16 protein-coding genes are annotated in these 18,738 nt (G+C 73.3%); 5 read left to right on the top strand and 11 right to left on the bottom strand.

Going from position 1 to position 18,738, the window contains the following annotated elements; genetic code table 11:
- Positions 1-60 precede the first annotated feature (60 nt).
- From ACQP1N_RS06285 to ACQP1N_RS06300, 4 genes are all read right to left on the bottom strand, one after another.
- A complete protein-coding gene (locus ACQP1N_RS06285; protein WP_067800720.1) occupies positions 61-876 on the bottom strand; it encodes an ANTAR domain-containing response regulator in 816 nt (271 codons plus the stop codon).
- 74 nt (positions 877-950) lie between these two features.
- On the bottom strand, positions 951-1,373 hold the full coding sequence (locus tag ACQP1N_RS06290; protein ID WP_067800723.1) for a CBS domain-containing protein: 423 nt from the start codon (positions 1,371-1,373) through the stop codon (positions 951-953).
- 229 nt (positions 1,374-1,602) lie between these two features.
- On the bottom strand, positions 1,603-2,244 hold the full coding sequence (locus ACQP1N_RS06295) for a sigma-70 family RNA polymerase sigma factor (RefSeq protein WP_084263100.1): 642 nt from the start codon (positions 2,242-2,244) through the stop codon (positions 1,603-1,605).
- 340 nt (positions 2,245-2,584) lie between these two features.
- Complete coding sequence (locus tag ACQP1N_RS06300; RefSeq protein WP_433229552.1) at positions 2,585-3,334, bottom strand: TetR/AcrR family transcriptional regulator; 750 nt, start codon at positions 3,332-3,334, stop codon at positions 2,585-2,587.
- Between the two features lie 172 nt (positions 3,335-3,506).
- Here ACQP1N_RS06300 and ACQP1N_RS06305 point away from each other — a divergent pair, with 172 nt between their 5' ends.
- The 3 genes from ACQP1N_RS06305 (at position 3,507) to ACQP1N_RS06315 (ending at position 8,572) form a co-directional block, all read left to right on the top strand.
- The gene (locus tag ACQP1N_RS06305; protein ID WP_433229554.1) at positions 3,507-5,879 is read left to right on the top strand and encodes a SpoIIE family protein phosphatase; all 2,373 of its coding nucleotides are present in this window, start codon (positions 3,507-3,509) and stop codon (positions 5,877-5,879) included.
- A gap of 110 nt (positions 5,880-5,989) precedes the next feature.
- A complete protein-coding gene (locus ACQP1N_RS06310; RefSeq protein ID WP_433229557.1) occupies positions 5,990-6,865 on the top strand; it encodes a hypothetical protein in 876 nt (291 codons plus the stop codon).
- 780 nt (positions 6,866-7,645) lie between these two features.
- Positions 7,646-8,572 (top strand): hypothetical protein, encoded by a 927-nt coding sequence (locus ACQP1N_RS06315; protein WP_157419372.1) that lies wholly within the window; start codon positions 7,646-7,648, stop codon positions 8,570-8,572.
- Here the strand turns inward: ACQP1N_RS06315 and ACQP1N_RS06320 are convergent, their stop codons facing one another.
- The 6 genes from ACQP1N_RS06320 to ACQP1N_RS06345 all read right to left on the bottom strand — a co-directional run bounded on the left by ACQP1N_RS06320 (position 8,573) and on the right by ACQP1N_RS06345 (position 15,440).
- On the bottom strand, positions 8,573-9,454 hold the full coding sequence (locus tag ACQP1N_RS06320) for a hypothetical protein (protein WP_433229560.1): 882 nt from the start codon (positions 9,452-9,454) through the stop codon (positions 8,573-8,575).
- A gap of 126 nt (positions 9,455-9,580) precedes the next feature.
- Positions 9,581-11,326 (bottom strand): sporulation protein, encoded by a 1,746-nt coding sequence (locus ACQP1N_RS06325; RefSeq protein ID WP_433229562.1) that lies wholly within the window; start codon positions 11,324-11,326, stop codon positions 9,581-9,583.
- A 193-nt stretch (positions 11,327-11,519) separates the two neighbouring features.
- The gene (locus ACQP1N_RS06330) at positions 11,520-12,884 is read right to left on the bottom strand and encodes a M16 family metallopeptidase (protein ID WP_433229565.1); all 1,365 of its coding nucleotides are present in this window, start codon (positions 12,882-12,884) and stop codon (positions 11,520-11,522) included.
- Positions 12,881-14,137 (bottom strand): M16 family metallopeptidase, encoded by a 1,257-nt coding sequence (locus ACQP1N_RS06335; protein WP_067794161.1) that lies wholly within the window; start codon positions 14,135-14,137, stop codon positions 12,881-12,883. The genes ACQP1N_RS06330 and ACQP1N_RS06335 overlap by 4 nt, the downstream gene beginning before the upstream one ends.
- A 198-nt stretch (positions 14,138-14,335) precedes the next feature.
- Positions 14,336-14,689 (bottom strand): STAS domain-containing protein, encoded by a 354-nt coding sequence (locus ACQP1N_RS06340; RefSeq protein WP_067794162.1) that lies wholly within the window; start codon positions 14,687-14,689, stop codon positions 14,336-14,338.
- 112 nt (positions 14,690-14,801) lie between these two features.
- The gene (locus ACQP1N_RS06345; RefSeq protein ID WP_433229569.1) at positions 14,802-15,440 is read right to left on the bottom strand and encodes an ATP-binding protein; all 639 of its coding nucleotides are present in this window, start codon (positions 15,438-15,440) and stop codon (positions 14,802-14,804) included.
- 269 nt (positions 15,441-15,709) lie between these two features.
- On the opposite strand from ACQP1N_RS06345, the gene ACQP1N_RS06350 reads away from it, so the two are divergent.
- Both ACQP1N_RS06350 and ACQP1N_RS06355 read left to right on the top strand, forming a co-directional pair.
- Positions 15,710-16,531 (top strand): helix-turn-helix domain-containing protein, encoded by an 822-nt coding sequence (locus tag ACQP1N_RS06350; RefSeq protein WP_084262527.1) that lies wholly within the window; start codon positions 15,710-15,712, stop codon positions 16,529-16,531.
- On the top strand, positions 16,531-16,782 hold the full coding sequence (locus tag ACQP1N_RS06355) for a DUF397 domain-containing protein (protein WP_067794219.1): 252 nt from the start codon (positions 16,531-16,533) through the stop codon (positions 16,780-16,782). Before ACQP1N_RS06350 ends, ACQP1N_RS06355 begins: the two co-directional genes overlap by 1 nt.
- A gap of 139 nt (positions 16,783-16,921) precedes the next feature.
- Here ACQP1N_RS06355 and ACQP1N_RS06360 read toward each other — a convergent pair whose 3' ends face one another.
- Entirely contained in the window at positions 16,922-18,691 is a 1,770-nt protein-coding gene (locus tag ACQP1N_RS06360) for a serine/threonine protein kinase (RefSeq protein WP_433229571.1), read from the bottom strand.
- Between the last annotated feature and the right edge of the window lie 47 nt (positions 18,692-18,738).

The raw sequence follows: 18,738 nt of genomic DNA on the forward strand, positions 1-18,738 counted from the left end.
TCTGCGGGGCCGCTGTCGAGCAGCCTATTCGCATCACCTTCGTGCGTCTGTAAGCACGGCCTAGGAAAGCCCCTGATCACCGACGATACGCTGGGCGAGAGCGGTCAACTTCACATGCCGCGTCTGTGAGATACGGCGCATCTCGGCGAACGCCTCGTCGGCGTCGCAGCCGAGCGCGTGCATCAGGATGCCCTTCGCCTGATCGACGACCGCGCGTGCCTCCACGGCCTCCTGCAACTGGATGGCCGTGCGGTGCACGTCGTCGTACTGCTGGGAGTTGGACACGGCGGCGGTGCCCTGGGCGAGCAGCAGGGACGCGAGGGCGTGCCGGCCGTGGCCGAGCGCCTTCGGCGTCACCCCGTACAGCGTCAGCGTCACCAGGACCGGCGGGTTCAGGTGCGGGGTCGTGGTGAAGCAGCGCACGCCCCGGCGCAGCATGTCCGACATCGACTCGGGCCAGCGGGTCTCGGCGAGGATGTCGTCGGACGTCAGCGCCCGGCGGGCCCGCACCACGTCGAAGATCGGCCCGTGGCCGCGGGACAGCTGCCGGTCCGTCACCTCGGCGAGATCGGGATGGCTCGCCGCGGCGGCCAGCGGCTCCGGCCGCGCCTCCTCCGGCGCCCGGACGTCCATGACGGTGTCCGGGCCCATGGCGGGCATCGGGACGGTTCCGGCCGGCGGCCAGCCCGCGCCGTCCCCCCGCGCGGAGGGCAGGGCCCAGCGCACGCTCGCCGCACCCGCGCAGCCGGGGACGGCGCGCGCGGCCAGCTCGGTCACCCGGTGCAGGGTGCCCACGTCGGAGGACGCCCCGACCATGCCCAGGCGGGCGATCTCAAGCGCGAGCTGGTCCGTCAGGACCGTTTCGGTGGGCGTCATCCCTACGAGATTATCCTGACCGGCCGGTTCTGGTGCCCGGCCCGCTCCGCGGCCCTGATGTTTCATGGGGAGTCCTAGTTGTTGGGCGGCGCCTTGCTGATCTCGGAGAGGAGCCCGCCCTCCCCGTCCGCCAGCGCCAGGTCGCCGATGGACACGACGCCCACCGGACGCTGCTCGGCGTCCACGACGGGGAGCCGCCGGACCGCCTGCTCGCACATCAGCCGCGCCACGGTTCCGGTGTCGTCGTCGGGACGGACCGTGATCAGCTCGGCGGTGCACACCTCGCCGAGGGGCGTCAGCGCCGTGTCGCGGCTCTCCGCCACCGCGCGGACCACGATGTCGCGGTCGGTGACCACGCCGCACAGCCGTCCGGCATAGGTGACCAGCACGTCGCCGATCCCCTCGTCGCGCATCACCCGGGCGGCCTCGTACAGCGTCGCGTCCAGCGGCAGCGACTGCGGCGGCGCCGTCATCACGTCGCTGACCCTCGATGGCATCGCGCGCACATCCTCCCGAATCGTCCGCGGCTCGCGCGGCCCGTGTGCGCGCCCTACCCGCGGTCGGCGCGCCTATTCGGACAGTTCCGGGTCCGGCCGTCGTTTCGTGCGATCAGCAGCGAAAACGGTACCGGTCCGCGACCGCGTGGTGTCGTCATCGCCGTACTCGGCCCAAGAGCGTACAGGTTCTCCACGCTGCCGTCCGGTCGCGCTGCGGCGACGCGGCGGGCTACGCCGCGAGGGTGTGGGCGGCGCGGTGGCCGGCCAGGGACTCGCGGAGCTGCTTGCGCCCGCGGTGCAGGCGGGACATCACCGTGCCGATGGGGGTGCCCATCAGCTCGGCGATCTCCTTGTAGGGGTAGCCCTCGACGTCGGCGAGGTAGACGGTGTCCCGGAAGTCCTTCGGGAGCGCGTGCAGGGCGGCGGTCACCCGGGAGTCGGGGATGCGGTCCAGCGCCTCGGACTCGGCGGACCGGAAACCGGACGCGTACGCCTCGGTCTGCGCGAGCTGCCACTCCTCCAGCTCCTCGGAGCCGGCGCGCTGGGGCTCGCGCTGCTTCTTGCGGTAGGTGTTGATGAAGTTGTTGGTGAGGATGCGGTGCAGCCACGCCTTGAGGTTCGTGCCCTCCTGGAACTGGTGGAAGTTCACGTAGGCCTTGGCCAGGGTCTCCTGGACGAGGTCCTCGGCGTCTGCGGTGTTGCGGGTCATCCGGACGGCGCTTGCGTAGAGCGGGTCGGCGAGCGGCAGGACGTCCCGCTCGTAGCGCCGGGTGCTCTCGATGTTCGTGATGCTCCTCGACTCGTGGCTGGCGTTGCGGCGGCCGTTGTCGCCCTCGGCGTTGCGGCGGACGGGTGTGGTGACAGCGGTCATCGTCGCTCCCCGTGGTAGGGCCCCCGTGAAGGGCCGGTTGCATGGCGCGTGGTCGGGGGCACGCGCGGACCGGGCGGACGAAGCCGCCCCCCTTGAGTGGTACGTGCCACCGTTCCCGGCGGGTTCGAAGGAGAACTCGGCCTCGCATGGGGAGTGGGCCGAGGGTTGGTGCGCGGGTCGGCGCCGGCCAGAGCGACCCCGTACTCCGGGACGTCGCGGGCCCTGCTCGATCGAGCGCTTTACCACCCGCCGGTGGTCTTCTGCCATGTAAGACGCAAGGAGAAGGTCAAAAGGTTGCCTTACCTGGGGTGTCATCTGTCACATCCCGGTAGGCGCCGGGTCAACGGGTCGGCAGGTGACCGGCCAGTACCGTGCGGACGAGCGCCGCCGCGAACTCCTCCGGGGCCGCCGGGAGCCCGGCGCCCGCCGCCACCGCGTCCGGGCCGGCGAGCCGGGTCAGGAAGGCGTGCTGCTGGCAGCCTCCGAGCAGGGCCGCCGCGATGAACGGGACGGGTGCGTCCGCCGTGAGCCGTCCCGCGCGCTGCTCGGCCTTCAGGTAGCCGATCAGGGCGGTGTGGCCCATCACCGGACCGGCCGTCGTGCCCTCGGGAGGGCCCGCCGGGGGGCCGCCCGGCGCCCCGGGCGGTGGCGTTTCGTCCTTGCCGCCTCTGGTTCGCGCTCTGGTTCGCGCGGGCGCCTTGGCGGCGGCCTCCCTTTGCGCTTTGACGGGGCCGTTCTCGCGCAACCAGGCGATCAGCTCGGGGTCGGACAGGACGGGCCCGGTCATCGGCAGTAGTTCGCCATAGAAGCGGACCATGTCCGCGGCCAGGCGGACGAGGTTCTCCTCCACCGTGTTCTGCCCGGCGGACCCGGCGAGGGTCGCCATCGCCGTGCGCGCCGTCCCCGTCACCTCCGCCAGAGCCGCCGCGAACAGCGCCGTCTTGTTCGCGAAATGGTTGTAGAGGCTGCCCTCGGAGACCCCCGCGCCGCGCGCGATCTCCTTGGTCGTCGCGGCCACGATCCCGCGCGCCCGGATCACCGTGACGGCCGCGGCGAGGATCCGGTCCCGCATCGGTTCCGCTGCTGCCAACCCTTGTGTCACCTTTCCTTCCGCCGTGGACGTTAGCACCCGCGCATGGATGAGTGAGCACTCACCCGAGTCATTTCCGCAGACTTCCAGCACATCCGTCTCACGCAAGGTAATGTTGCACTTACCGTGAGTTGCCGGGGCTTCGGGTGTCTTCGCCCGGGAGGGGGACCGCATGGTCATCACGGACCTGCTGGGAGTGGCGAGGATGACCGCCATCACCCTGAACGAGCGTGGCCAGATCGGCCACTGGGACGACACCGCCGCCGAACTGTTCGGGGCCGGGGCGCCCCAGGCCGTGGGCCGCCCGCTCACGACGCTGCTGCGGTTGCCCCGCGAACACCGCGGCGCCTTCGAGCCCGAGACGTTCGGGCACGTCTGGTGCGGCGCATGCACGCTGCCCCGCGTCGACACCGGCGAACCGGCCGAGGTCGGCTGGTGGGTCTATCCGATCGGCGGCGAGCACGGCATCAGCGTCCTGGCGCTGGCCACCGACCTGCGCGGGCTCCGCCGGGACGGGATCGGCATCACCATCGGCGACCTGCTGCTCGCCCCACCCGACGGCCCCGCCGGGCCCGGCACCGCGCCCCGGTCCGCCACCATGCGGCTGCTCCGCGTCGAACCCGCCCTCACCACCCCGTCCGCGGACGAGCCGGACTCCGTCACCGGCCCGTTCGCCGACCGCCTCGCCGCACTCCTGCCCGCGCTCGCCCCGGCCGCGTTCGAGCGGATCACCGCACGGGTGCTCGGCCTCGGCCGCCCGGCCGTCTCGCTCGGGCTGACCATCCGGCTGCCGATCGTCCCGCCCGCCGGGCCGGCCCCGGCCGTCCCGGCGCCGAGGCCCGCGGCCGCGCCGCCGCGCCGGCCCCGGCCCCGGCGGAACACCCCGGCCGCCCTGGAACCGCTCGCCTACCTCGGCGAGGCCGGGCGGCAGATCGGCAGCTCGCTCGACCACCTGCAGGCCGCCCGGACGCTCGCCGAGGTTCTCGTCCCGCGGCTCGCCGACTTCGCGGCCGTCGAACTGCTCGAAGGCGTCGTCACCGACTCGGCGCCGCCCGCCGCCGAGGTCGACGAGACCACCCTGATGCGCCGCGTCGCCGTCGCCCACAACGACGAGCCCGGGCGCTGGGACGACGCCGTCCCCGAGGGCGAGGCGCTGCTCCTGCCGCCCGGCACCCCCTTCGTCCAGGCCATGCGGACCGGGCGTCCCGTGCACATCCGGCGCGTCGACCCCGCGCGGGCCGCCCGGCTCGCCGCCGCGTTCGGCGGCCGCGACCTGCGCCCGCTGTTCACCGGGCGGGCGCTGCTCGTCGTCCCGCTGATCGCGCGCGGCCGGGTGCTCGGCACGTTCAAGCTGCTCCGCAAGCCCGACCGGCCCTGGTTCGACGAGTCCGATCTCGCCATGGTCGACGAGATCGCCCGCCACGCCGCGCTGTGCATCGACAACGGGCGGCTGTACCGGCACGAGGTCAAGGTCGCCGAGGAACTGCAGCGCAGCATGCTCCCCGACGATCCCCCGGACGTCGCCGGGGCCCGGGTCCGCTACCGCTACCGGCCCGCCGGGCAGGCCGCCCAGGTCGGCGGCGACTGGTTCGACGCGATCCCGCTGCCCGGCTCCCGGCTCGGCCTCGTCGTCGGGGACGTGATGGGGCACGGCCTCACCTCCGCCGCGATCATGGGGCAGATGCGCACCGCCGTCCGCACCCTCGCCGCCGAGGACATGTGGCCCGGCCGGCTGCTGCGCCGGCTCGACTGGCTCGCCCGCCGGCTGGGCGAGGACCACCTCGCCACCTGCCTGTACGCGGTGTACGACCCGGTCGAGCGGCGCTGCACGTTCGCCAACGCGGGGCACGTCCCGCCCGTCCTCGTGTCGGCGGACGGGGAGAGCCGCGTGCTGCCCGTCCCGTCCGGTGTGCCGGTCGGGGTGGGCGGCAAGCCGTTCGAGACGGTGGAGGTCAAGGTCGAGGACGGGTCGCAGCTCGTCCTGTGCACCGACGGGCTCCTCGAACGCCGCGACCGCGACATCGAACAGGGGCTGGAGCAGCTGCGCGAACGGCTCGCCGGCGCGTCCCACGACCTCGACGGCACCTGCGACGACCTGCTCGCCGCGCTCGCCGCCCGCACCCCCGCCGACGACATCGCCATCGTCGCGGTCGGATGCGACGGCATCCCGCGCGACGACGTCGCCACCTGGGAGCTGGAACCCGAGCCGGACACCGTCCCGTGGATCCGCGGGCAGGTAGCCGCGCGGCTCGCCGGCTGGGGCCTCGATGCCCTCGTCGACACCGCGCGGCTGCTGGTCAGCGAGCTGGTCACCAACGCCGTCGTGCACGGCGCAGGCTCCCTCGGCGTCCGCCTGATCAAGGGCCGGACGCTGCTCTGCGAGGTCCACGACAACGGCCCCGACCTGCCGCATCTCCGGTATGCCGAGGACACCGACGAATCGGGCCGCGGCCTCCAGCTCGTCAGCCACATCTCGGCCCGCTGGGGCGCGCACCGCACCGAGACGGGCAAGATCGTGTGGTTCGAGCAGCGGCTGCCGCGCTGATCGTGGGTCCCCCTCGCCGAGCTGTGAGGTAAATGTCCCGCTGCCGCCAGATACTTTCCGACGTCTCCATCGGCTCTGATCGAAAGGTGCCGACGCCCCCGGGAGACGAGTTGGGCGAGTATCTGACACTGCCGGTTCCCCAGACCCTCTACGGGACCTACGCCGTGCCGCTCCCCGAACCGCTCGCCGACCCCGGCGCCCTCGCCCGCGACGAGGTGACCCGGCACACCGGGCCGCCGCTGCGCGACCTCGTCCTCGGCATGCTCGGCAGCCCCATGCTCACCCTCGACCAGCGCCCGTCCTCGGGTTTCCCCCCGCTGCCCCGTGACCTCCTGGCCGCCTACGGTGCCGCCGCGTCCGAACTTGAGACGATCTCGTCCGCCGCCTTCCTGATCGCCGTCCGCGCCGCCTACCGACCCGGCCGCCCACCGGCGCACGAATGGGCGTCCCGCACCGTCGCGGGCCTCCTTGGAACCGTCGCCGGCTCCCCGGTGATCGACGTCTTCACCCCGCGGGTCCTGCCGCCCTCCCACCTGCTGTGTTCCCTGCCCGGCCCGGACGGCGGCGTCCGGCTCACCGACTGGATGCTGCTGCCGCACACCGCGGGCCCGCGCGGTTTCTTCTTCGCCACCAGGGGCCTCGCCCGGTTCGGCCTGCCCGAATTACAGACCGAGAACGTCCCGGCGGACCTGGTGGAACCGTGGGGCCGCCTGCTGAACGGCCTTGCCCGCCGTCTCCTCGACCTGTGGCTGGACCGGCTCCCCGCCGGCGAGCAACCCCTCGTCGTCGACATTCCCGACGTCATCTCCGTCGGCCTGCGGGACGTCGCCGCCGCGCAGGGCACCGACGACCCGCTGCGCCGTGAGGTGTCCGTCCGGCTGCGCCTGGACCCGGGCCCGGCCCTCACCGTGCTGCCCGCCGAGGACGGCTCGGACCTCGAATCCCTGTGCGCCGCCCTCTTCGACACGCGCCCACCTTGCCGATGATCTTGAAATCGGCGCAGGATCGAGACCGTGAGATTCGGCCCGCGTGACCGTCGCAGCCCCGAACCCGACGACTCCGGCCCCGGGGATTCTCCGCCTCCGGAGACCCCCGTCCAGAGCCCCTACCCCGGAGACATCCACGTAGCAGGCAAGAGCACGTCCGACTGGACCCCTCACCCCCAGCCACCCCCCGAACCGGCCGACCAATCCTGGACCCGCCATTCCCCGGCCCCCTCGCCCCAGGCCCCGGGTGGCGGCTCCGAACCCCCTGCACCACCCTCATCCGAGCCGCCGTCGAGCGACCGCCCGTCCTGGGCACCCCCCGAACCGGAGGCCACGTCCCCGGGCGGCCCTTCCTCCTCGGCGGGTGAGGTGACCCGGCCGGAGCCGCCGGCGTGGATGTCCGATGAATCTGGGCCGCCTTCTCCTGCGGGGCAGTCTTCTGAGGGGTCGTCCTCTTCGGATTCTCCGCAGCCGCCGGGCTCCCCGTCCCCCGAACCCCCGTCGCCCTGGAGGCCCCAGGACCCGGGGACAGCGTCTCCCGGCGCGGCCCAGGCGGAGCCGTGGTCCCGGGCGCCGGGTGGGGGAGCGTCCGCGGGTGAAGAGCGTTCGCCGGAGCCGCCGTTGTGGACGCGGCATGATGCGAACGGCGAGGCGCCCGCAGGGCCGGCACCGCGCGAGCCGGAGACCGCGTCTCCCGGCTCGGCGCCCGCCCCGGCCGAGGAGACGACCCGGTCAGAGCCGCCGGCGTGGACGTCCCACGAGCCGGGCGGGGACCGGCCGGTGTCTTCGGGTGAGCCGTGGGCACCGCGTGATCCGCAGGCCGCGTCTCCCGGCCCGTCCCCGGGGGAGGCGGAGCCGCCGTTGTGGAAGCGGCGGGATGAGCCGTTCCTCCCCCGGAAGGGGCTGGCGGCGGAGCCGCCCGCGGTGACCGTGCCCGATGTCGTGGTGCCGGAGCCGCGGCGGCCCGGACCCATGGCGGATCCCGGGCGGCGCAAGGCCACGGCGGACGCGTTCGTGCGCGAGTTCGTCGGCAGCCCGACGTGGCGCGCCATGCTCGCGGTGCTGGAGAGCGCGTTCCCCGGACTGGGGATGGCCGCGGCGCTCTCGCGGCGGGCCGACATGGCGGTGGACGCGCTCGACCGGAGGACGGCGGCCAGGCTCCGAGTGCCGGTGTGGCTGGACGACGCCGGGATGGTGTTCGACCTCAGCGCGCATCTGAGCCCGCGCACCGTGGGGTCGCCGCCGCCGGAGGAGACGGCGCCGCCGCGCGCGTCCAGGCCCTACGCGGGGGCGTTCGTCATCGACACGCTCGATCCGCTGCGGTACCACCGTGCGGTGGGCGGGCCGCGGGCACCGCGGGAGCTGCCGGGTGAGGGCGCGCTGCCGGTGCCGCCCGGGACGGAGGACGACGACAGCGGCGTCGTGATCGTCGCGAACCTCACCGAGGCGGGCGTGCGGGTGCTGGACTCGGCGGCGCTGTGGCGGTACGCGGGCCGGGTCGTCACCGGGACGCTGCGCGAACCGGAGCGGCCCGAGACGCGGGCCCGGGCGCGGCGAGCGCTGTGGGCGCTGCGGCGGGTCGTGTTCGTCGACCCCGGCCTTCGGCTCGGGCTGTGCCTGCAGATCGACGCGGCGCGCGTCCCGCGGTGCCTGCTGGCGTTCAGCGTGGACGCGGCCGACGGCGCGGCCCGGTTCTCCCGTCCGTGATCAGTCGCCGGAGCGCAGCCAGGTCAGGTCGCGCTGCCGGTCGGCGGGCAGGTCGCGGATCTGGTCCACGAACTGCCACGGTTCGGTCGGCGGTGTGCTCTCCTCGTCCGGGAGCACACCGCACAGGAGCGCGCTCTGCGTGCTGACCGCGACGAACGGGCCGAACCGCGCGACGCCGCCGCCGCGCAGGGACGCCAGTTCGGTGAGCAGCGCGTTGACCGGGGACGGGTCCTGCGGGTCGTACAGGCCGCGGACGTAGGAGAACAGGTCCTCGGCGAGGACGTCGGGGCGCCGTCCCGACATGTGGTAGACGGTGCCCCGGTAGGTGCCGGTCGCCTGCATGGAGCGCCCGTCGCGGATGCGGACGCGCAGCCCGCACTCGGCGGCGCACCGCTCGTACGCCTCGGCGAGCAGCGCCTCGCCCTCGCCCTCCTCGCTGAGCAGGGCGCCGGTGACGACGCCCTCCTCGCGGTCGAGGCGGTCGAGCATCTCGCGGTGCAGTTCCAGGACGTCCTGCTCCACCGCGTCGAGGGAGCGGGCGAGGGCGTGCTGGGCGTCGCGGTCGAGGCCGGCGCCGGCGAGTTCCTCGGAGATGTCGCCGAACTGCTTCTCCAGCCGCTCCACGCGTCCGGTGACGGTGTCCAGCCTTTCGAGGACCTCGGCGGGCGCCTCCGGGGTCTGCGGCGGGATGGGGATGCCGGCCGGCTCCGTGGCCTCGTCCACCACGGTCTTGAGCGTCTGGTGGTCCCGGGCGAGGTCGTCGAGCTGTCTCCGCAGCTGGCGCAGCTCCGCCTGGGCGCGCGGAAGCCGCTTGTCGGATGCCAGGTAGAGCTCGCGTCCGGCGATCGCAAGGCAGAGCAGGACCAGGATCACGGTGGTCATGTGACTCCTCGGGAAGCGGGCTGCGCTCTTGACGATAACCATCCGTGGCCGGGTTGGACGAGGACGCGGCGCATCTCGTCCGAAAGGCCCGGCTTTTCCGCTGAGCGGCGGGACGGGGACACGGGATCAGCCGAACAGACCGCCCAGCAGGCCGCCGAGGATCTCGGCCGCGCCGCCGGCGAGGTCGCCGGCCACGTCGGCCGCGATGTCCCCGGCGACGCCCCCGGCCGCGTCCGCGATCATGTTGCCGGCGATGTTGCCGGCGTATCCGGCGATGGCGTTGCCGAACGCGTCCACCGGGGCGCCCGCGAGGTAGCCCGCCGCGTTCTGCGCGTATCCGGCCGCGTCGCCCATGGCGCCGATGGCCATGGCGCCCGCGACACCGGCCGCCGCGGCGCCGCCGACCAGCCCGGCCGCCGCGATGCCGGGGTGCCCGCGATGCCCGCGGTGCCCGTGGTAGCCGGGCGGGCCGTGATGGACGTGCACCGGCGGCGGACCGGGGTGGCCGTGCGCCGCGGGCGGGTAGCCCGCCGGGCCGGGCGGAGCGGGTGGCGGCGGGCCGCCGTGCCCCGGCCCGTACGGCCCGGGCGGCGCCGGAGGCGGCGCGACGCCGGGCGGGACCTGCCCCGGTGCGGGCATCCCACCGGGCCCCGGCGGCGCGGGCGGAGGAGGGGCACCGTGGGGGAGATGGCCGGGTGCGGGCGCGCCGCCTGGGAACGGGGGTGGCGGGGTGCCCTGCGGCGTGTGGCCTGGTGGAGGTGGCGGGCTGCCCGGCATTGGGGGGTGGGCGGCGTGACCGGGCATGGGCGCGTTCATCGGCGGGGCGCCCGGGGGCGGTGGAGGGAAGGCGGGGCCCTGGCCCTGACCGGGGCCCGGCGGGTAGCCGGGGCCTGGACCGGGCGGGGCCATATGGCCGGGGGCGTGCATGGCGGCGGGTGCCTCGCCGGGGGCGGGTGCGGGCGGCGGGAACTGGGCGTTGCCCGGCCGGCCGTACGCGCCGGGGCCGCCGTAGGACGCGGCGGCCGGTTCTCCCGGCGACGGCGGCGGGGGAGGGAAGGGCGCGGGGTCGCCGGGTGGCGGGAGGGGCGCCTGCCCGGGCGGGGGACCGCCCGGCCGGGACGAGCGCGGGAGCGCGGCGGCGGCCTCCAGCCACTCGCCGATCTTGGCGTTCCAGTCCGTCTCGGCGGCCTCGGCGTGCGCGACCTGGAACACCCCGAACGACTCGTCCCGCGGGGTGTCGCGGTCCTCGGCGCGCAGCACGAAGGCCATGCTGCGCGGGCTGGCGACGAAGCTCAGCCCGACCTTGTCGATCCGCCCCTGGTAGGCGGGCGGCGGGTTGAGGTGGATCTCCTGGTGGAACGGCAGCCGCTGGGCGACGCCCCGCAGTTTCGACGACTCGAACGTCACGTTCGTGATCTGGAAGCCGAGCCGGGCGATCGCGGCCAGGGCCCACTGCTGGGACTCCAGCGGCTCCACCGAGATCGGGTCGATGTCGCCGGGGTCGGGCTGCCCGGCGGCGTCGACCTCGGTGCACATCCCGATCGTGAAGCCCGGCAGTTCATGCCCGAGGACGGTGGTGAACGGCAGCTCGTACGGCAGCGGGATCGAGAACGCGAGGTCGCGCTGCTGCGCGGCCTCCAGCCGGAAGCCGCGGGTGAGGGCGCCCCGGTACACCTCGGGGCCCGCGGTCTCGCCGCCGTGGCCGTTCCGCATGCGGGGCATGAGCGCCAGCGTCACATGCCGGATCTCCACGGGACCGGAGCCGCCGCGCAGGTGCACCTTGCCCGCCACGACCCCGCCGGGCTTGCAGTTCGGCTCCGCGAGGATCGTGTCGACGGACGGACCGCCGCCCGCCATCTGCCCGTAGGACACCGGCCGTTCCCTTCTCCAGACCGCGAGGACGTCCTCCTCGCCGCACTCCAGCCCGCGCGCCCGGGGCCACGCAAGTTAGATCTACTTCACCATGCCATCGGTTCACCCCTGAAGCGGAACCTCGAATCTCCCTCCCGCCGCCGGCGGCGGGCCGTTCCCCCATGGTCGGTGAACCGCCCGCCGGCCGGGATGGTCACTCCTCCTTGGCGGTCACCGTGACGGGGGCGTAGCCGAGCTTCTCCAGGGGTTCGCGGATCTGGGACGCGTCGCCCACGGCTATGACGGTCAGGGCCTCCGGGTCGACGTGCTTGCGGTAGGCGCGGGCCACGCCCTCCGGGGTGGAGGCGCGGACGGCGGCCAGGTAGGCGCTCGGGTAGCCCGCGCCCAGCCCGTTCGCGGACGCGTCGGCCAGTTCGGCGGCCACGGACCGGGCCGTCTCGTACTCGGCGGGCGCCCGGTCGGCCAGCGCGCGGACGGACGAGCCGTGCTCCTCCGGGGCGATGCCGCGGGACACGACGCCGCGCAGTTCGGTCAGCGCGTCGGCGACGGCGTCGGCGGTGACCTCGGTGTGGACGGCGCCCTGGGCGATGAAGAGGCCGCAGTGCCGCATCCGGAGCAGGCCCGCCCGCATGCCGTAGGTGTAGCCCTTCTCCTCGCGCAGCACCGCGTTCAGGCGGGATGTGAGGCCGCCGCCCAGCACGTGGGCCGCGACCGTGAGGGAGGGCCAGTCGTGGTGCGAACGGTCGGGGACGCCGTGCCCGAAGCTGAGGTAGGTCTGGACGGACCCGGGACGGTCGACGACGACGATGCGCGCCTGCGACTCGGGCATGGTCCGGTCGGCGGTCGGCAGGTGCTCACCGGTGTTCGCCCAGCCCTCCAGGGCGGAGGCGAGCGCCGTGTCGGCGCCGGTCCCGGAAAGGTCACCGGCGACGACCACGGTGCCCTCGGCGGGCACCACCGAGCCGTAGAAGCCGCGGATGTCCGCCCCCTGCAGCGCACCGACCGAGGAGCGGCCGCCGCCCGTCGGGCGCGACGCGCGGGCCGCGGAGGGGAACATCACCGCGCGCAGTTCCCGCATGGCGCGCGTGCCCGGATCGGCGTCCTCCTGGGCGATCTCCTCCAGGCGTTCGCGGACGAGCCGCCGCACGTCCGCGTCGTCCATCGCGGGATGCCGCACGACCGTGGAGAACAGCTCCAGGGCGGCGCCGAGGCGGGAGGTCGGCACGTCCAGCGCGACCCGCAGCGCGGTCAGGTCGGCGTGCGCGTAGAAGCTGGCGCCGAGCCGTTCGAACGCGGCGGTCAGCGCGGTGCCGCCGCCCGGCTCGGTGCCCTCCATCAGGGCGTGCGCCGCGAGCGTCGCGACGCCGTCGAGCCCGGCCGGTTCGCGGCCCGCGCCCGCGTGCAGGACGAGCCGGACCGCGGCGAGGCGGCGGCCGGGCAGGTCGCAGCGGAGCGTCGCCGGGCCGGCCGGGACGCGGCCCTCGACGCCGGCCGGGAACGCCCAGGCCGGGACGGGACCGGGGACGGGACGGGGCTGCAGTGCCAGGCCGCTGCTCACGAGGTGCCTCCGTAGGTCAGGGCGGTGCGGGCGCCCGGGGCGAGCCAGCGGCCCGCCATCCGCTTGATCTCCTCCCCGGTGACGGCGGCGGCGCGTCCGGGGGCGGTGAAGACCCGGGCCGGGTCGTCGAACTGGGTGGCGTTCTGCGACAGCGCGTTGGCCAGGCCGGTCACCGTCTCGGTCTGCTCCAGGAAGCCGCGTTCGGCCTGCGCGGTGGCGCGGGCGGTCTCGTCGGCGTCCGGCCCCTCGGTGGCGAGTCGTTCGAGCTCCTCGTCCAGCACGGCGGCGATCTTGTCGGGCTCGGGCCCGATGGCGTCCACGATCGCCAGGGACGGGCCGGAGGCGAGCCGGGTCACCCCGGCCCACACCTCGGTGGCGATCTGGTCGCGCCGCACCATCCGGTCGTAGAGGCGGGAGCCGGAGCCGCCGCCGAGGATCTCGACCGCGAGCTCGGCCGCCTCGACGTCGTCGCCACCGTCGGTGGGCAGCGTGAACATCGCGAAGTAGGCGGGGGACGGGACGTCCTCGTGCAGGGTCTCCTCGCGGACGCCCGCCAGCGGCCCCAGCTCGCCGGGACGCGCGGCGGGCTGCTCCGGGCCCGCGGGGAGGCCGCCGAAGTAACGTTCCACGGCCTCGATGGTCTTGGCCGGGTCGACGTCGCCCACGACGGACAGCACCGCGTTCCCCGGCGCGTACCAGGTGGCGAAGAAGTCGGTGCAGTCGGCGAGGGTGGTGGCGTCCAGGTCTTCCATGGAGCCGATCGGCGTGTGCGCGTAGGGGTGGCCCTCGGGGAACGTCAGCGCGCACAGCCGCTCGAACGCCGTCCCGTAGGGCTGGTTGTCGTAGCGCTGGCGGCGTTCGTTCTTCACCACGTCGCGCTGGTTGTCGAGGTTGGTCTGGGTGAGCGCGGCGGGCAGCGTGCCCATCCGGTCGGCCTCCAGCCAGAGCGCCAGCTCCAGGTGGCTGACCGGCACCGTCTCGTAGTAGTTCGTGCGCTCGAACGACGTGCTGGCGTTGAACGTGGCGCCCGCGCTCTCCAGCAGCGCGGCGTGCTCGCCTTCGGCGACGTTCGCCGAGCCCTGGAACATCAGGTGCTCGAAGAGGTGGGCGAGCCCGGTCCGGCCGGGCCGCTCGTGCCGTGAGCCCACCCCGTACCAGATGTTCACGGCGGCCAGTGGTACGACGTGGTCTTCGCAGACCACCACGCGCAGGCCATTGCCGAGCGTGTGCTCATGCAGCGGCTGTTCTGCCACGGAGCGCTCCCGTCCGTTTCGGAGTTGCGGCCGGCACCGCGCGTCGGTGGGACGTGCCCCGGCGGCGGGCTTGGGCGGCGGGCTTGATCTCGGTCTCACCGTACCGGGTATGTCCGGCGGGGGGCGCGTCCGCGCGAACCTGTGGATAACCCGCCCAACGAAGCGGTACAAGCAGGGACGAAAGGGAGCGAAGGTGGGTCAGCGGGTGGCGGACTCGTGCGCCGCGATGGCGTCCTCCAGCGACCGGTGCAGGACAAAGATCTTGGTGAGCTGGGTGACGTGGAAGACCCGGCGCACCCGGTCGTTGACGCCCATGAACGACATCGAGCCGTCGCGTGCGCGGAGCCGGTGGAAGATGCCGACCAGGACACCGAGGCCGGTGGAGTCCAGGAACGTCACCTCGCTCAGGTCGATGACAAGGTGCAAGCCGCCGCTGTCGATGATGTCGAGCAGGGCTTCCCGCAGCCGGGGGCTGGTGAAGACGTCGATCTCGCCGCTGATCTTGACGACTGTGAGGCCGTTTTCGACGCGGTGCTCGACGGCGAAGTCCACGGGGTGCTCCTCTCGTCCGCTCGTCTCGTCGGGCCCGGTCGGGTGCCCGCGGGGGAAATGAATAGCTACCCCTGTCGCGCGCCGTTACGCCCGTCGGTCAAGTACGTCCCCTCTAAGGGGAACGGAACAATGCCCACACCATCTTGCCGCGGCTCAGAGCCCTCCAGCCCCACCGGACGCTGAACGACTCGACGAGGTGGAGCCCGCGCCCCGTCTCTGCGATGAAGTCGGGTTCCTTACGGCGCGGTGCCGCCCGGCTGGCGTCCATGATGCCGCAGAGGAGCCAGGGAGCCTCGTGGGCTATGCGCAGCCTTATCGCGGACGGAGCGGAGCCCAGCGGGTCGGCCGGGTCGCTGTACACGCCCTCGCGGTGCACGTCGACGCCCGGCCGCCCGCATGGGTTCCCCCCTCCGCTGTGCCGTAGCGCGTTCGTGACGAGCTCGGAGACGACGAGGCCGACGTCGTCGGCGAGTTCGGTGAGATGCCATTCGGCGAGCCGGGCGAGGGCGAAGTGCCGGGCCTCGGTGACCGATTCCGGATCGGGTGCGACCGTGAAGGACACCGTGGACCCGCGCAATTCGGTCAGCGCCGTGACGGCGATGTCCAGCCGCGGGGGCAGGTCCGTGGACTCGGGAACGGGGATGGCCTCGGGAACGGGCGTCGATCGCCCAGTGTGATCCAGTGAGCCTGCCGGCCCCGCGACAGGGCCGAGCTCCCATCGCGTGTCGTCGTGCGCCTGGCGTGACGTCATTCCACCGGACCCCGCAGAGTGATCTCGTTGTGCAGCCGTGGCTCGGAAGTCTCGTGCGTTATCCTGCGCATCGTAGCGTGCGAATGCAAGGCCCAATGCACGTGCATCCGGGTGTCGGGTGCGGGGTGACGCGGAGCGCACACGGGCGATCGGAGGTAACCGCAGGACACTCAGCCCAGTGGCACACTAGGTTCGCTGTCCGCCGAATAGCCGGGAGGTTGGGCGTGACTCCAGAGACGCCGGGAAGCGGGTCGACGGTACGTCGAATCCTGCTCGGGTCGCAGCTGCGCCGTCTGCGCGAGCAGAAGGGCGTGACCCGTCAGGAGGCCGGCTACGTCATCCGTGCGTCGGAGTCGAAGATCAGCCGCCTCGAACTCGGCCGGGTCAGCTTCAAAGAACGCGATGTGGACGACCTGCTCACGCTGTACGGCGTCAGTGACAAGGTGGAACGCGAGGCGCTGCTACAGCTTGCGCGGGAGGCCAACACCCCCGGTTGGTGGCACCGGTACAACGACGTGCTGCCCGGCTGGTTCCAGACCTATGTGGGCCTGGAGGAGTCGGCGGCGCTGATCCGCACATATGAACTGCAGTTCGTCCCGGGACTGCTGCAGTCGGAGGGGTATGCGCGTGCGGTGATCCGCCTGGGCAACGCCGGAGCCGCCGAACACGAGATCGACCAGCGCGTGGACCTGCGCCTGCAACGACAGGAACGTCTCACGGGCCCGGACGCGCCGCGCCTGTGGGCCGTGGTGGACGAGGGGGCGCTGAGACGTCCCATCGGCGGCCCGGAGGTGATGCGGGGCCAGTTCGAGCACCTCATCGAGATGTCCAAGCTGCCCAACGTCACCATCCAGATCATGCCGTTCAGGTTCGGGGGCCACGCCGCCGAGGGAGGGGCCTTCACCATCCTGCGCTTTCCCGAGCAGGACCTGCCGGACGTGGTTTACGTCGAGAACCTCACCGGCGCGATGTACCTGGACAAGCGCGACGACGTCGACACCTATCTGCAGGCGATGGAACGCCTGTGCGTCGACAGTGCGACCCCGGAACGCACCGTCGAGCTTCTCGGTGATCTTCTCAGAGAGACATGATGCTCCAAACCGATTACGACAACGGGATGCCCGCCGCCGAGCTCCTCGGGGCACAGTGGCTGAAGTCCCGGCGAAGCAACTCCCAGGGAAACTGTGTGGAAATCGCCGAACTGCCCGGCGGGCGGGTGGCGATGCGAAACTCCCGCCATCCCGACGGTCCCGCCCTCATCTACACCCGCCCCGAGATAGAGGCGCTGATCCTTGGAGCCAAGGACGGCGACTTCGACCATCTCATCGTCTCCCGTAGCTGAACCACCTCGGAAAAACCGCCAGTCAGCCGAACAGCGGCGGGTCGGCTCCGGAGCACCGAACGTCGACCCGGCCGCGGACACGCAGAGGCCACCCCAGGCGTGGGGGTGGCCTTTTCGCTCGGATTCGGTTCGCTCGGATTCAGCCGCAGTTGCCGTAGGGCGCGCTGCGGCCGTTCCCGCCGAACCGGACGCACGCCCCCGGCGCCTTCACGTACACGGCCCCCGCATACCAGGCGAAGGACCCGCTGTCGGCGATGGGGCCGCCGCCCTGCTTCTGGATCCACACCGACACCGGAGACTTCTTGCCGACGTTCTGCGTCTTGATGGTCACGGCGCAGTTGTAGGTGGAGCCGTTGCTGTAGAGCAGGTAGGCGACGCCGCCAGAGACGCTCAACGAACGCTGCACGTAGTAGCCGCTCCCGTGGCCGCCGCTGTTGCACACCTGCTGCGCTGTGTACTTGTTGGGCGGCTCCTGGACGGGTGTGGAGCCGCCGCCTCCTCCGCCTGTGCCGTTCGTGGGCTTCGACTCGTTCGGCCGAGTTGGCTTGGTGGACGAGTTAGGGGACGTGGGGTCTTCGCTCTTGTTGGTCTGGGGCTGCCCCGGCTTCTTGGCCGGGTTCTGTGCGGCGCCGCCGGCGGCGTTCGCGGCCCCGGCGGGCTCCTGCGCGCCCTGGTTCTGGTCGGCCGCCGCGCCCCGCCGTTCCCTGCCCTCGTCGTGCCTGTCTCCGGTCGCGGCCCAGACCGCACCCCCTCCGATGACGACCGCCGCGACCGCGGCCGCGGCGACGATCGGCACGAGGAGGCGTCCGCGCTTCCCGCCGCCTGAGCCCTGACCCGGGCCGGGAGGGGGCGCGTCGGGTGTCTGGAAGGGGGTGAAGGGCGGCGGCTGCGGCGCCGTCCGGCTTCGGACGCCGGACGGGTCCGTGGCGTGCTCCGGAGGCAGGACGGCGCCCGCCATCACGGAAGGAGAGGCATGCGGGTCCGTCGAACCCTGCGGCGCGGGGCCGTCCGCGGGGAGCCCGGGGAAGGCGGGCGGCGGCGGAATGGGCGATGCGGCCGGCGGTGCGCCGCTGGCGGCGCCGACCAGGCGTTCCTGCGCCTCGCGCGCGGTCGGACGCTGCGCGGGTTCCTTGGCCAGGCACGCCAGGACCAGCTCCCGCAACGGGCTCGGCAGGTCGCCGAGATCAGGCTCGCCGGTCAGGATGCGGTGCATGACCGTGGCCATCTCGTCATTGCCGAACGCGGGATGTCCCGTGGCGGCGAACGACAGGGTCGTGCCCCAGGCGAACATGTCGGCAGTGGGTCCGACCTCGCCGCCGGTGAAGTGCTCGGGCGCCATGTAGGCAGGGGTGCCGACGTTCTGCGTCTCACCGGCCGCGCCCAGCGCGCGCGCCACGCCGAAGTCGATGACGCGTGGCCCGTCCGGTCCCATCATCACGTTGTGGGGCTTGAAGTCGCGGTGGACGATGCCGGCCTGATGGATCGCGGTGAGAGCGGTCAGGGTGCTGATGGCGAGGCGTTCGAGCGCACCGCCCGTGCGGGGGCCTTCCGTCCGCACGACATGGTGCAGGGACAGGCCCGGCACGTACTCGCTGACGATGTAGGGCTGATCCCCGGCGACGTCTGCGTCGAGCACCTGCGCGGTGCAGAATCTTGCGACGCGCTTGGCGACCTCCAGTTCACGGACGAAGCGCGCGCGGGCGGACGCGTCACCGGCGAGGCCGCCGTGCAGCAGCTTGATCGCGACATGGTCGCCGGGGCGGACCGTGCCGGCCGCGTCCGCGGGCCTGCCCAGGAAGACCGCGCCCTGGCCGCCCTCCCCGAGGCGGCCCAGGATCTCGTATCCGCCCAGCTCTTTCGGGTCCCCCGACCGCAGTGGAAGGGCGTCCGGCATCGTCCTGTCCGTCACACCACTCGCTCCCCGTCGCTTCCCGCTCATCCGCAAGACTATGGGCA

The organism is Actinomadura formosensis, assembly GCF_050948385.1.
GTDB classification, from domain to species: Bacteria; Actinomycetota; Actinomycetes; order Streptosporangiales; family Streptosporangiaceae; genus Spirillospora; species Spirillospora formosensis.

Excerpts from the sequence above, each read along its gene's own strand:
- ACQP1N_RS06285 (WP_067800720.1), bottom strand. The coding sequence starts at position 876 with ATGACGCCCACCGAAACGGTCCTGACGGACCAGCTCGCGCTTGAGATC.
- ACQP1N_RS06290 (WP_067800723.1), bottom strand. The coding sequence starts at position 1,373 with ATGCCATCGAGGGTCAGCGACGTGATGACGGCGCCGCCGCAGTCGCTG.
- ACQP1N_RS06295 (WP_084263100.1), bottom strand. The coding sequence starts at position 2,244 with ATGACCGCTGTCACCACACCCGTCCGCCGCAACGCCGAGGGCGACAAC.
- ACQP1N_RS06305 (WP_433229554.1), top strand. The coding sequence starts at position 3,507 with ATGGTCATCACGGACCTGCTGGGAGTGGCGAGGATGACCGCCATCACC.
- ACQP1N_RS06320 (WP_433229560.1), bottom strand. The coding sequence starts at position 9,454 with ATGACCACCGTGATCCTGGTCCTGCTCTGCCTTGCGATCGCCGGACGC.
- ACQP1N_RS06345 (WP_433229569.1), bottom strand. The coding sequence starts at position 15,440 with ATGACGTCACGCCAGGCGCACGACGACACGCGATGGGAGCTCGGCCCT.
- ACQP1N_RS06355 (WP_067794219.1), top strand. The coding sequence starts at position 16,531 with ATGCTCCAAACCGATTACGACAACGGGATGCCCGCCGCCGAGCTCCTC.